At 52.1% G+C, this 13,184-nt stretch carries 14 protein-coding genes and 1 pseudogene; 13 read left to right on the top strand and 2 right to left on the bottom strand.

Going from position 1 to position 13,184, the window contains the following annotated elements; genetic code table 11:
* The first annotated feature begins 9 nt into the window (after positions 1-9).
* Entirely contained in the window at positions 10-504 is a 495-nt protein-coding gene (locus KDD30_RS10995) for a chemotaxis protein CheW (protein ID WP_211645916.1), read from the top strand.
* Positions 504-935, top strand: coding sequence for a DUF2802 domain-containing protein (locus KDD30_RS10990; RefSeq protein WP_211645915.1), 432 nt, complete (start codon positions 504-506; stop codon positions 933-935). The genes KDD30_RS10995 and KDD30_RS10990 overlap by 1 nt, the downstream gene beginning before the upstream one ends.
* 20 nt (positions 936-955) lie before the next feature.
* On the opposite strand, the gene KDD30_RS10985 is transcribed toward KDD30_RS10990, so the two are convergent.
* Together KDD30_RS10985 and KDD30_RS10980 are read right to left on the bottom strand one after the other, a co-directional pair.
* Positions 956-1,255, bottom strand: a complete 300-nt coding sequence (locus KDD30_RS10985; RefSeq protein WP_211645914.1) for an EscU/YscU/HrcU family type III secretion system export apparatus switch protein — start codon at positions 1,253-1,255, stop codon at positions 956-958.
* Complete coding sequence (locus KDD30_RS10980) at positions 1,206-2,105, bottom strand: hypothetical protein (RefSeq protein WP_211645913.1); 900 nt, start codon at positions 2,103-2,105, stop codon at positions 1,206-1,208. The genes KDD30_RS10985 and KDD30_RS10980 overlap by 50 nt, the downstream gene beginning before the upstream one ends.
* A 108-nt stretch (positions 2,106-2,213) precedes the next feature.
* On the opposite strand from KDD30_RS10980, the gene ccmA reads away from it, so the two are divergent.
* From ccmA to KDD30_RS10925, 11 genes and pseudogenes are all read left to right on the top strand, one after another.
* The gene (gene ccmA / locus KDD30_RS10975) at positions 2,214-2,867 is read left to right on the top strand and encodes a cytochrome c biogenesis heme-transporting ATPase CcmA (RefSeq protein WP_211645912.1); all 654 of its coding nucleotides are present in this window, start codon (positions 2,214-2,216) and stop codon (positions 2,865-2,867) included.
* Positions 2,868-2,870: 3 nt separating this feature from the next.
* A complete protein-coding gene (gene ccmB, locus KDD30_RS10970; protein WP_211645911.1) occupies positions 2,871-3,539 on the top strand; it encodes a heme exporter protein CcmB in 669 nt (222 codons plus the stop codon).
* A 51-nt stretch (positions 3,540-3,590) separates the two neighbouring features.
* Positions 3,591-4,322 (top strand): heme ABC transporter permease, encoded by a 732-nt coding sequence (locus KDD30_RS10965; protein WP_211645910.1) that lies wholly within the window; start codon positions 3,591-3,593, stop codon positions 4,320-4,322.
* Positions 4,323-4,329: 7 nt separating this feature from the next.
* Complete coding sequence (gene ccmD / locus KDD30_RS10960) at positions 4,330-4,536, top strand: heme exporter protein CcmD (protein WP_211645909.1); 207 nt, start codon at positions 4,330-4,332, stop codon at positions 4,534-4,536.
* Positions 4,533-5,018, top strand: a complete 486-nt coding sequence (gene ccmE, locus KDD30_RS10955) for a cytochrome c maturation protein CcmE (RefSeq protein ID WP_211645908.1) — start codon at positions 4,533-4,535, stop codon at positions 5,016-5,018. The genes ccmD and ccmE overlap by 4 nt, the downstream gene beginning before the upstream one ends.
* Positions 5,015-7,012, top strand: coding sequence for a heme lyase CcmF/NrfE family subunit (locus KDD30_RS10950; protein WP_211645907.1), 1,998 nt, complete (start codon positions 5,015-5,017; stop codon positions 7,010-7,012). The genes ccmE and KDD30_RS10950 overlap by 4 nt, the downstream gene beginning before the upstream one ends.
* The gene (locus tag KDD30_RS10945; protein WP_211645906.1) at positions 7,009-7,563 is read left to right on the top strand and encodes a DsbE family thiol:disulfide interchange protein; all 555 of its coding nucleotides are present in this window, start codon (positions 7,009-7,011) and stop codon (positions 7,561-7,563) included. The genes KDD30_RS10950 and KDD30_RS10945 overlap by 4 nt, the downstream gene beginning before the upstream one ends.
* A gap of 41 nt (positions 7,564-7,604) precedes the next feature.
* Positions 7,605-8,081 carry a cytochrome c-type biogenesis protein gene (locus KDD30_RS10940; protein ID WP_211649858.1) on the top strand — a complete coding sequence of 159 codons (477 nt, stop codon included), beginning with the start codon at positions 7,605-7,607 and terminating at the stop codon, positions 8,079-8,081.
* Positions 8,078-9,292, top strand: a complete 1,215-nt coding sequence (ccmI, locus tag KDD30_RS10935) for a c-type cytochrome biogenesis protein CcmI (RefSeq protein ID WP_211645905.1) — start codon at positions 8,078-8,080, stop codon at positions 9,290-9,292. The genes KDD30_RS10940 and ccmI overlap by 4 nt, the downstream gene beginning before the upstream one ends.
* 118 nt (positions 9,293-9,410) lie before the next feature.
* Complete coding sequence (locus KDD30_RS10930; RefSeq protein WP_371826094.1) at positions 9,411-10,226, top strand: MlaA family lipoprotein; 816 nt, start codon at positions 9,411-9,413, stop codon at positions 10,224-10,226.
* A 433-nt stretch (positions 10,227-10,659) separates the two neighbouring features.
* Positions 10,660-13,166 (top strand): annotated as a pseudogene (locus tag KDD30_RS10925) (glycosyl hydrolase family 18 protein).
* Positions 13,167-13,184: the final 18 nt, after the last annotated feature.

Genomic DNA, 13,184 nt, shown 5'->3' with positions numbered 1-13,184 from the left:
GGATACAACATGTCGCAGGTAAGTGTTGCCGAAATTCAAAAAGAAGACAGTAACGACCAGGTATTGCAGTGGGTCACTTTCCAGCTGGAAGAAGAAACCTACGGGATTAATGTAATGCAGGTCCGTGAAGTGCTGCGTTATACCGAGATTGCACCGGTTCCGGGTGCACCGGATTATGTTCTGGGAATTATCAACCTGCGTGGAAACGTGGTGACCGTGATTGATACACGTGCCCGTTTCGGTCTGACGCCGGGTGATATTTCCGACAATACCCGCATCGTGATCATTGAAGCTGAAAAGCAGGTGATTGGTATTCTGGTCGACAGCGTGGCAGAAGTGGTTTATCTGCGTAGTTCTGAAATTGACAGCACGCCAAGTGTTGGCACGGACGAAAGTGCCAAGTTTATTCAGGGCGTAAGCAACCGTGATAATCAGCTGCTGATCCTGGTCGATCTGAACAAACTCCTGTCTGATGAAGAATGGGAAGAGATGGCGTACCTCTGATGCCAGGTATGTTGTTCGAATGGCTACCGCTGGTTGTTTCTGGACTGGCGGTGCTGTTGGCTGTGGTGCTGGTTCGCCGTGAACGTCGTGCACGAAAAGCTTTGGAAGCGAAGTTCGAAGCGGCTGAACTGTTACTGAAAACGGCCAGACAGCAGCAGGAAAGTTTAACCAAACAGTTTCATGAACTGCGTGCCGGTGCGATTGCCATGAGTAACAAAATGGCTGATTTGTCCCGTCAGCAGGATGAATTGTCGGAACGTCAGGGCGAAATATCGATGCAGGACCCAGAAGGGCGCCTGTATAGCCGGGCCAGTAAAATGGTCGAGCTCGGCGCTGATGTCAATGAACTGATGGAAGAGTGCGATTTACCGAAAGCGGAAGCTGAATTGCTCTTGCGTTTGCAACAGCGCATGAGTAAGCGCCGTCGCTGATTATTCTCCGCACGCCTGCCTCACACGGTTTCATTCACAGGTTGATACCCCTCCCATCCGGGTGGGGTTTTTCCGTTCAGCACCCATGAAAAAGCAATCAACTCGGCAACAATCACAAAAAGTGCCGGTGGAATGTTGTCCCCTTCCTCCAGTTGATTCAGATAGTCGGCTAAAGCCGGATCCTGATGAATCAACCCGCCTTGTACCTTAACCTGAGCAATGATTTCTCTGGCCCAGTCGTCATAACCTTTGGCGGAAACATAAGGCGTTTCATAGCCGTCGTAGCTGAGTGCAATCGCGCTGGTTTGTGGTTTGTTCATACACTGATCCTGATGCCATGTTGCGGGCCATGACCAGATCCGGTGCGTCTGCGGTGGCTGGTGCGTGTCGATAGGTCACGGATTCACATGCAATGTCTAACTGCTTGAGGCGACGGGTGAGCTGTGGCGTTAAGACTTCCGCTTGTTTCAGAATCTCTGGTTGGGCGCTGTCGAAACTAAGGTTGAGCTTTTCATCCTGCCAGACGGCTGTCGCCAGCAGGCTGTCATGCTCTGCGACGGGCAGTTCCAGTTTGATCACCCAACTTCGGCTGTGTGGTTTTCTCCCTGAACCGGATTTGGCCGTTCTGGATTGCACACTGAGACGAAACTCCCGCCCGTTTGCCTGCGGCAGATGCAAAATAAAGGGGGTATTCTCGTCGCGACTGACAGGTTGCCCGGCAATGCGTTGTTCTGCAGCGATCCGAATCAATGCCTTCAGTTCATTTTGCGTAGCCTCTGGCAGGCTGGCCAGCAGTTTAGCGAGCGGGCTGTCCGGCTGAGACAACTGAGTGACCAGCGCCTTCAGGCTTTCCCGACCCGCACCCTGCTGTAACCACCGGGCAATGTCTGCCGGGGTTTGGGGGAGCACCAATTGTGTCAGCCATTGAGCGATCGGGGAACCCTGCGCACTGAGCGCGGATGGAAGATTGGCGAATAATCGTTGCAACACATGAAGTTGTGTTAGCAAGTGTGAAAGTTGGCTGATCTGGTTGCCGGATTGGAATAAAGTCGCACCTGGCTGTGTTGTCTGAGTCGGTGTTGCGACGCTGCCAGTGGCCTTGGATTCATTCGTCCGGGACGATTGATTCATGGCTGCCTGATAAGCTGATGTTTGAGATATCGAGGTCACATTTACTTACCTTGCTCGGGGATAGATAACAGCCTGAAACTAACAAAGATCTTCGACGCTGTGGTATTATCCGGGGATGATTTAACTCATTCAGGATGACTCATCACTATGTTGTCAGTGAACGGATTGAGCTGTACCCGTGATGAACGCGTGTTGTTCGATGACCTCCAATTCTCTGTCTCTTCTGGCGAACTGGTTCAGATTGAAGGCCGTAACGGTGCCGGTAAAACCACTTTGCTTCGCATTATCGCCGGACTGGGACAGCCTGATGATGGCAACGTTTACTGGCACGATAACAAGATAGCGCATGTCCGTGAAGTCTATCATCGCCAGATGTTGTTTTTGGGTCATCAAACTGGGGTGAAGCGCGAATTAACGGCTTATGAAAATCTGGCTTTTTTTCAGGCAATGCATGAGCTGGATCACAACGATGCCTTGTCAGGTCAGGCTAAAGTGCACGGTGAGGATGCCATCTGGCAGGCGCTGGCGCATGTCGGTCTGGCAGGGCGGGAAGATGTGCCAGCCGGACAGTTGTCTGCTGGTCAGCAGCGGCGTGTCGCACTGGCTCGTTTATGGCTGAGTAATCATCCGTTATGGATTCTGGATGAACCGCTGACAGCGATTGATAAACAAGGGGTGAAAGTCCTGGAGCGCTTGTTTGTCTCTCACGCTGAACGAGGCGGGATTGTGTTGCTGACCACGCATCAGGATATGTTTTCTTCGCAGGACCGTCTGCGCAAAGTGAGTTTGGGGCAGGCGTAGCCAATGTTGTATTCGATGTTTCAGGTCATCCGGCGCGAGTTGCTGATTGCATTTCGCCGTCAGGCTGATGTATTGAACCCGCTGTGGTTTTTCTTGATTGTCATTACGCTCTTTCCGTTAGGGATTGGGCCAGAACCCAATCTGCTGGCACGGATTGCCCCTGGTATTATCTGGGTTGCAGCCTTACTGGCCGCGCTGTTATCTCTGGAGCGTTTATTCCGGGATGACTTCATGGATGGTTCGCTTGAACAGATGATGCTGATGCCTGCGCCTTTATCTGTACTGGCACTGGCGAAGGTCATCGCCCACTGGTTGCTGACCGGCTTGCCACTTCTGTTGGTGAGCCCGTTACTGGCGATTTTGCTGTCGCTGGACTGGTCAACCTGGCTGGCTGTGGTCCTGACGTTATTGATCGGTACACCGACCTTAAGTTTTCTGGGCGCCATTGGGGTTGCACTCACGGTAGGATTGCGCAAAGGTGGCGTATTATTGAGTTTGCTCATCTTACCGCTGTTTATTCCTGTGCTAATCTTCGCAACGTCTGCGATTGAAGCTGCATCTCTGGGGATGAGTTATCAGGGGCAATTGGCGTTGATGGGAGCAATGCTGGTTGGTTCGGCAACACTGGCTCCGTTTGCGATTGCTGCTTCATTGCGGGTCAGTGTGAACTGAAAAGAGCTTACCGGAAGCAAAGAATTATTATTAATCATAGAGTAAAGAACTATGTGGAAGTGGTTACATCCCTACGCTAAAGCCGAAAACTGCTACCGTTTGTGCGGTACGCTGCTGCCATGGTTTGCCGTGTTGTCGGTTCTCAGCCTGACGATTGGAACGATCTGGGGGCTGGCCTTCGCACCGACGGACTATCAGCAGGGCGACAGTTTCCGAATTATTTACCTGCACGTACCGGCCGCGATTTGGTCGATGGGCGCCTATCTCTGGATGGCCATTGCCGCATTTATCGGTCTGGTCTGGCAGGTTCGTTTATCTGATATGGCCGCTGCTGCCATGGCACCGATTGGCGCTGTCTTTACATTTATCGCGCTGGTCACCGGTGCGGTTTGGGGGAAACCCATGTGGGGTGCCTGGTGGGTCTGGGATGCGCGACTGACCTCTGAACTGATTCTGCTCTTCCTCTATTTGGGGGTGATTGCCCTCTACAACGCCTTTGATGATCAGAAAACGGCGGCAAAAGCAGCCGGAATTTTGGCGATTGTGGGCGTGATTAACCTGCCAATCATTCATTACTCCGTTGAGTGGTGGAATACCCTGCACCAGGGCGCAACCATTACCAAATTTGCCAAGCCTTCGATTGATAGCCGTATGCTTTGGCCATTATTGTTGAATTTACTGGGTTTTGCCTGCTTCTTTGGCGCCGTGACGCTGATCCGGCTCCGGAATGAAATTCTGAGCCGGGAAAGTCACCGTCCCTGGGTTCGCCAACTGATGCAGTGAGGTGAGTATGCATTTTGAATCGATTTCTGAATTTTTTGCGATGGGTGGCTATGCCGGATACGTCTGGTCTGCCTATGGTATTTCGGCTTTGTCGATGTTGATTCTGCTGTGGCGGAGTCTCAGCCGGAGCCGTCGCCTGGCCGCCGAAATTAAAAACAAAGTTGCCCGCGAGCAACGCATCAAGGCTGCAGAGAAGCTGGAGAACACGTTATGAACCCAAGACGTAAACGACGTTTGACCGTTGTGGTCGCCTTGCTGGCGGGCCTGAGTGTCACCATTGCCCTGGTCTTGTATGCCATGAACCAGAATATGGATCTTTTCTACACCCCGACTGAACTGGTTGAGGGGAAATCCAACGGTGTAAAACCCGAAGTGGGGCAGCGACTGCGGATTGGCGGCATGGTCGTGAAAGGCTCGGTGAAACGCGATCCACAATCACTGGAAGTCACTTTCCGTGTTGCTGATGTCGGTCCTGAAGTGACTGTGCGCTATGACGGCATTCTGCCTGACCTGTTCCGAGAGGGGCAAGGGATTGTCGCGCAAGGGGTACTGGTGGATGCTACGACCGTTGAAGCGCATGAAGTGCTGGCTAAGCATGACGAAGAGTACATGCCGCCGGAAGTCGCTGAAGCGATGAATAAACACCACAAACCGCTTGAGTATACCGACCAACAAAAGCAAGGTAGCGTGCAATGATTGCTGAGTTAGGGCAGTTTAGCCTGATTCTGGCGCTGGGGCTGTCGCTCCTCGTCAGTATTTATCCTTTATACGGGGCGCATACAGGAAACCCTGTTCTGATGCGGTTCGCCAGACCGCTGACCTATGGCGTTTTCGCGATGCTGTTGGTGTCGTTTGTGATCCTGTCCTGGGCTTTTTATATCAACGATTTCACACTGACTTATGTGGCCAGTAACTCAAACAGTAATCTGCCCTGGTATTACCGGCTGACGGCTGTGTGGGGAGCGCATGAAGGTTCGCTGTTGCTGTGGGTGCTGATACAGGCAACCTGGGCCGCGGCAGTGGCTACGTTCAGCCGCGGTATGCCACAGGAATCTGTGGCCCGTGTGCTGGCGGTCATGGGGATGATTTCTGTCGGTTTCCTCTTGTTTATCATTCTGACCTCAAACCCTTTCCTGCGTACCTTGCCTTACTTCCCGGTTGATGGTCGCGATTTGAATCCGCTGCTGCAGGATCCGGGACTGATCATTCACCCGCCCATGCTGTATATGGGTTATGTTGGCTTTTCAGTGGCTTTTGCGTTTGCAATTGCATCCCTGATGACCGGCAGACTGGATACGGCTTGGGCTCGCTGGTCTCGTCCATGGACGATTGCTGCCTGGTCTTTCCTGACGCTTGGGATTGCGCTGGGCTCCTGGTGGGCCTATTACGAGCTCGGCTGGGGCGGCTGGTGGTTCTGGGATCCGGTCGAAAATGCTTCTTTCATGCCTTGGCTGGCGGGCACAGCGCTGATGCACTCACTTGCAGTGACAGAAAAGCGCGGCACTTTCAAAGCCTGGACGGTTTTACTGGCCATCTCAGCGTTCTCACTGAGCCTGCTGGGGACTTTCCTGGTGCGTTCCGGCGTACTGGTTTCGGTGCATGCCTTTGCGTCGGATCCGGCGCGGGGCATGTTTATCCTTGGTTTTCTGGTGGTCGTGATTGGTGGTTCTCTGCTGCTTTACGCACTGCGTGGGGCGCAAATCCGTTCTCACGGATCCTTCAGCCTGTTTTCACGCGAGAATTTCCTGCTGGCCAATAACCTGCTGCTGGTCACAGCATTGCTGGTCGTCCTGATTGGTACGTTACTGCCGCTGGTTCATAAACAAATCGGTTTGGGTTCAGTGTCGATTGGTGTGCCATTCTTCAACACGCTGTTTACCTGGCTGATGATCCCGTTTGCGTTTTTCCTCGGTATCGGGCCGCTGGTTCGCTGGAAGCGGGAAAACTTTGCAACGATTCGTCGTCCACTCGTCATCACAGCGATCATCACGTTGCCGTTAGCTCTGCTGGTGCTCTGGCTCCGTCCGGATCCGATTCAGCCATTGGCTGTGCTGGGCATGGTGATGGCTTTTTGGATCATTATTCTGCAGGGATTTGAACTGTATGAGCGTGCGACGCATCGCCACAGCCTGATGACAGGGTTGAGGAAACTGGGCCGCAGTCACTGGGCCATGGTCCTGGGACACATTGGTCTGGCGATTACTCTGATCGGGATTACGCTGGTGTCCAACTATGATCTGGAGCGGGACGTGCGCCTGACCCCAGGGCAATCGGTCAATGTTGAAGGGTTTGATTTCCGCCTGGCTGGCTTGCGTAACGTGGAAGGGCCAAACTATGACGGCTTTATCGGTGACTTTGTCGTGAGCCGTGAAGGCAAGTTTGTCGCGGAACTGCATGCCGAGAAACGTTTTTATACGGTGTCGGGTTCCATGATGACTGAAGCTGCCATCGATAGTGGTGTGACCCGGGATCTTTATGTCGCTCTGGGAGAGCAACTGACGGATGGTGCCTGGGCTGTTCGTATTTATTACAAGCCTTTCGTCAACTGGCTCTGGCTCGGTTCTGTGTTCATGGCATTCGGTGGTGCTCTGGCGATCAGTGATAAACGTTACCGTTTTCGCCAGCGTTTCAAGAAATCAGAACAGACAGAAAATGCAACGGTGACGTCTCATGCAGAGGTGAACGGATGAACAAGAAGCTGCTCTTTATTCCTTTTGTTCTGTTTCTTGCTCTGGTTGCTGTTTTTCTGGTTCAGTTGACTCGCAATGCAGAGGGTGATGATCCCACTAAGCTGGAATCTGTGCTGATCGGTAAACCAGTTCCTCAGTTCCGTCTGGAAGATCTGAAAAATGCCGACACGCTGTACCAGCAGGATATTTTTCAGGGTGAGCCGTTGCTGCTGAACGTTTGGGCAACCTGGTGTCCGACGTGTTATGCCGAACATCAGTACCTGAATCAGCTGGCCAGCCAGGGAGTGAAAATCATCGGCCTGAACTATAAAGATGAACGGCAAAAAGCGATTCGCTGGTTGGATGAACTGGGCAATCCTTATATGCACAGCCTTTTTGATGGCAACGGAATGCTGGGGTTGGATCTGGGCGTCTATGGCGCACCGGAAACCTTCCTGATCGATGCACAGGGGATCATTCGTTACCGTCATGTGGGGGATGTGAACCCGCGTAACTGGGAGGCGACACTGAAACCCATTTATGATCAGCTCAAAGCGGAGGCGAAAGGATGAAGCGATTAATCCTGACGTTCACACTGGTGATAGGAAGCTGGTTGCCACTCAGCTTGCCAGCTCAGGCATCAATTGATGTGTATGAATTTCAAACCCCTGAGCAGGAAACCACCTATCAGGAGCTGACCGCAACCCTGCGTTGCCCGAAGTGTCAGAACAATAATATTGCCGACTCCAATGCTGAACTGGCCAAAGATATGCGTCAGAAAGTGTACGAAATGCTGAAGCAGGGAAAGTCCAAGCAAGACATTATCGATTATATGATTGCCCGGTATGGCAACTTTGTGACCTATAACCCGCCGGTCATGCCATCCACACTGATTCTCTGGCTGGGGCCATTGTGTTTCTTGCTGATCGGTGCTTCTGTGTTGGTGTACCGCTCGCGACGCGGTGTTCAGCCCGATGCAGTCGATGAACAGGACAGTGCACGGCTGGATGCATTACTGAAAGAAATCGGCCAGGAGGAAGACTCGCGTTCGACGCAAGCCGCTGACGGCGAGAATAAGGTGAAGAAATGACGTTATTTTGGATTTGCACCCTGATTCTGGTGCTGATTGCGCTGGCCTTTTTCATCATGCCTGCTTTTGTGGGCAGCAATCAGGATCAGGTCGCCAGCCGGGATGAGCTGAACAAGGCCTTCTTTCGTGACCGACTGGGTGAATTGAAAGAAGAAAGTGTTGAAGGGTTAGTCTCTCATCCGGACGAGATGGAAAAAGAACTCCAGCAGTCATTGCTGGATGATGTGCCGGTTCAAAAGCAATCACAGCAGCAACTGTTCCGGCCCTGGTTACTTTTTCCCGGTGTTCTTGTCATCATTGGTGTTTCTTACGGTCTTTATTTTTCAGTGGGCAGTGCGAAGCAGGTGATTCAGTGGCAGGATACGGTGACCCGGCTACCGGAACTGACACAGCGTTTGATGGGAGACAATGCTGCGCCATTGACGGATCAGGAAATGGATGACTTAACATTGGGTTTGCGGACCCGGTTACATGAACGTCCGGATGATGCCACGGGCTGGTTACTACTGGGTCGGATTGGGATGGCAAACCGCGATCTTGAAACCGCGCAAGGGGCAATGAAGCGTGCGCTGGATTTATCGCCGAGTGATCCAAGCCTGCAGGTGGGCTATGCACAAACCCTGATGATGGGCGGAGAACCGGGGCAGGTCCAAGTCGCCCGCAATATGCTGACCCATCTGCTGGAGCGTGACCCCAAGAATCTGCAGGCGATATCACTGCTGGCGTTTGAAGCTTATGGCAATGGTGATTACGCACAGGCCATTGACTACTGGGAGCAGATGAAAGGCTTACTGGATGCAAAGGACAGCCGGGTTCAAATGCTGGAGCGCAGCATTGCACAGGCGAAAGTCGATATGCATCAGTCTGCGAATCCTGCACCGGGTGTGTCGGTGACGGTTACTCTGGGTCCGGATGTTGTTTTACCGGATACGGGTATGGTGGTGGTTTCGGCACATACAGCAGATGGTGCGACGATGCCGCTGGCTGCAAAGCGTTTGCCGTTGTCCCGATTCCCGCTGAACCTGACGTTGAACGACAGCGACAGCATGCTACCGGACCGACTGATGTCTCAGCAATCCGAGCTGATTATCAGAGCAAGAATTGATCAGGATGGCAATGTTGCAACCAAAGCGGGAGACTGGTTTGGTGAAAGCAGTATTGTGGCGCTCGGAGAGACCGCGACGGTGACAATTAATACACCGTACGAATGAATCTCGGAAACACACTGGCAGTTCAGAAACAGACTGGATATCATTATCCAGTCTTTTTTCATGAGAATAAGTGGCTAACACATTGAGTCGAAATCTTTTTTTATCAGTATTGCTCGCAATGTCCCTGATGGGATGTGCCAGTTCGCCATCGGAGCCTGAACCGGATCAGCTGGAAGGGAATGAATTCGGGCTGGACGATGCGGAGCTGGAAGCCGCCGGTCTGAGTGTGGAAGAGCTCGAAGCTTTGGGTGAGCCTGAAACGCTTGTATATGACCCGTTTGAAGGCTTTAACCGGGCCATGTGGTCAGTCAACTACGACTATTTGGATCCTTATCTGGTTCGTCCGGTGTCACTGGCTTATGTGGATTATGTGCCTTCACCGTTACGGACGGGACTGAGAAACTTTCTGTCGAATCTGGAAGAGCCGGCGAACATGGTGAATAGTTTGCTGAAGCAGGAACCAGAGAAAGCCGTGGAGCACTTTAACCGGTTCTGGATTAACAGTGTTTTTGGTCTGGCCGGTTTGATTGATATCGCAACGGCAGCGGATATTCCGCCTCCGGGTGAACAGAGCTTCTCAGACTCCCTCGGTTATTATGGCGTGGGAAATGGTCCTTACTTTATGATCCCTGCTTATGGGCCGGTCACGTTACGGGAAGGCGCCGGGGATTGGGTGGATAAACTGTATTTCCCGTTGAACTTGCTGACGTTCTGGCAAAGTCTGGGCAAATGGGCGATTGAAGGGATGGAAGATCGTGCCAAACTTGTGGCTCAGGAACCGATGCTGGAGAACTCGCCAGACCCTTATGTCTTCACCCGAGATGCGTATATTCAATATAAGAATTTCCGGGCTGGTGGTGCGCAAGTTGAAACAAGCACCACAGAGCAGGAAGTCTATCTTGATGATTATCTGGATGAAATTGATAGCGAATAATTGAAAACATCCGCGAACGACCCAAAGCCAGAGCAAGTTGATTGCTCTGGCTTTTTTGATCGCTAAACCTTTCATGGAGTGCTCGTGTTGTTAATTTTCTGTAAACATTAAGATTGGGTGAAAATGGCTGGATAAGGTCTGTTTGGGCGTGAAAATACGGTCAATAGATACCGGAATCTCCGGTGAATATCCCTGATGAGGTGAATCATTTCATCCGCAGATGATGGCTACGCTCAGTCTCTGTTCTTTCTATCATTTTGTAAGGTATGGCTTACTTAAGGTTACAAATACACTGGCATGAGATCACAATGCGCAACATTTGTATCATTTTTTTTACTTTCTTTCTTTGAGACACAAAGAAACTCGACTATTGCTTATATTGCATAGCGATAAAGTTATGCGTTTTTGATTTTTTTACTCAAGGAATGAAGTCATGTCTTTCAAGAAGTTATCTCCGATTGCAACGGCGATTGCCGCTGTATCGTTCTCGTGGGGAGCACTCGCTGCGCCTGGAACGCCTCAGATCGCATGGATGGAAACCGATTTTGCCATCATTGAAGTGGATCAGGCGGCATCTGCCTATAGCAGCCTGGTCACGGTGAAACCCGCAGCCGATGTGCCCGTCGCATGGCAGCGCTATTCCGGTGATCCGGCGGATACCTGGAAAGTAAAACTCAATGGCAATGTGGTTTTTGAGCAGAGTATTGATCCGGCTGCCAGTGGCGCAGGCTCAACCACACTGTCGGTCGCTCAGGGCGGTAAGTATGCCATGACCGTTGAATTGTGTAGTGGTGCCGGTACTGCACAGGTTTGTACCAGTAGCGCTGCAAAAGATATTGTTGTTGCTGATACGGATGGCAGTCATTTGGATCCGCTGCCAATGAACGTCGATCCGAACAACGGCAACTACACCACGCCAGCGAACGCTGTTGTTGGTGCATATTTTGTCGAGTGGGGTGTGTACGGTCGTAAGTTCCCGGTGGATAAGATTCCGGCACAAAACCTGACCCACATTCTGTATGGTTTCATTCCAATTTGTGGTCCGAATGACTCACTGGGCGAAATTGAAAACGGAAACAGCCTCGCAGCGTTGAAACGTGCCTGTGCGGGAACACCAGACTTTGAAGTTGTGATCCACGACCCGTGGGCAGCGGTGCAAATGCCGCAGCCGCAATCCGGCCATACGCACAGCACGCCGTATAAAGGCACCTACGGTCAGTTAATGGCCCTGAAACAGCGCTATCCTGATCTGAAAATCATCCCGTCTGTTGGTGGCTGGACGCTGTCTGACCCCTTCTACTCGTTCACCGACAAGGCGAAGCGTGACATCTTTGTGGCCAGTGTGAAGAAATTCCTGAAAACCTGGAAGTTCTACGATGGTGTCGATATTGACTGGGAGTTCCCGGGGGTAAAGGGGCAAACCCGAATCTGGGCGATACCGTGAATGATGGTCCTGCGTACGTTGCGCTGATGCGTGAACTGCGCGCCATGCTGGATGAGCTGGAAGTTGAAACCGGCCGTCAATATGAGCTGACTTCAGCGATTGGTGTTGGCTATGACAAGATCGATGTGGTGAATTACGCGGATGCGATTCAGTACATGGATTATATCTTTGCAATGACTTACGACTTCTTCGGTGGCTGGAACAATGTACCGGGTCATCAGACGGCACTGTTCTGTGGCAGCCACATGACCGCTGACGTTTGTAACGGCACCGGTGTGGATGAAAATGGCGAGCCTCGCAAAGGTCCGGCCTATACAGCATCACACGGGATTGACCGCTTGCTGGCACAGGGTGTTCCTGCAAACAAACTGGTGCTGGGTGCTGCGATGTATGCACGGGGCTGGACTGGCGTGACAGAAGCGAGCATGACTGATCCAAGCAACCCGATGACGGGCACGGGAACAGGTCCGGTACCGGGCTCCTGGGAAGCGGGTGTGATCGATTATAAAGATGTCGTTACAGACTATCTGAATAATGCTGCTGTTGTGAAAGGTTATGACGAGCAGGCTGAGGGGCCGTGGGCGTATGATCCGAGCAATGGCAACCTGATCACGTTCGACAACCCACGCTCCATTATGGCGAAAGGTCAGTACGTACAGAATCTGGGTTTGGCGGGTCTGTTTGCATGGGAAATTGATGCGGATAACGGCGATATCCTGAATGCAATGCAGGAATCTCTGGCTGGTGGCGGCGGGAACTATAACCCGATTGCAAATGCCGGTGCTGATCAGCAAGTGAACGCTGCGGCTTCCGTCACGCTGGATGGCACAGCATCGAGTGACCGTGATGGTCAGGTTGTGAGCTACCAGTGGACGCAAACTAGTGGTCCGTCTCTGACGCTGACTGGCGCTGATACTGCGACAGCCACTGTTGCTGTTCCGTCTGTGACGGTTGATACACAGTATGTGTTTACCCTGACAGTGACGGATAACGCGGGCGCAACGGCAACAGATACTGTGACTGTAACTGCCAAAGCACCGGGTTCAAACACAGCGCCGGTTGTGGTCATCACTGCACCTGCCTCGGTGAATGCTGGTGATGTCGTAACATTGGATGCTTCACAGTCGACAGATGCGGATGGCGACACCCTGACCTTTAACTGGACGCTGCCTGCGGGTCTGAATGCGACCGTGAATGGTGCTCAGGTGACTTTCACTGCGGCTAGCTACACTGTGGATACTGTGCTGAATTTCTCGCTGGATGTGAATGATGGCACAGAGAGCGTATCTGATTCAGCGACTGTCACTGTGTTGAAGGATGGCGGTTCGACTGGATGTACGAACGCCTGGGCCAGCGGCGGTGTTTACAATGCGGGCGACATTGTGACGCATTCAGGTAAATCCTGGAAAGCCAAATGGTGGACCACAGGTGAAGAGCCTGGAACTACAGGTGAGTGGGGCGTTTGGGAAGATCTGGGCGCAGCAAACTGTCAGTAAGTTTGGCTCAGATATTGG

It is taken from the genome of Photobacterium sp. GJ3, from assembly GCF_018199995.1.
Classification (GTDB): Bacteria; Pseudomonadota; Gammaproteobacteria; order Enterobacterales; family Vibrionaceae; genus Photobacterium.
This window is presented reverse-complemented; position numbering and strand designations above follow the sequence as displayed.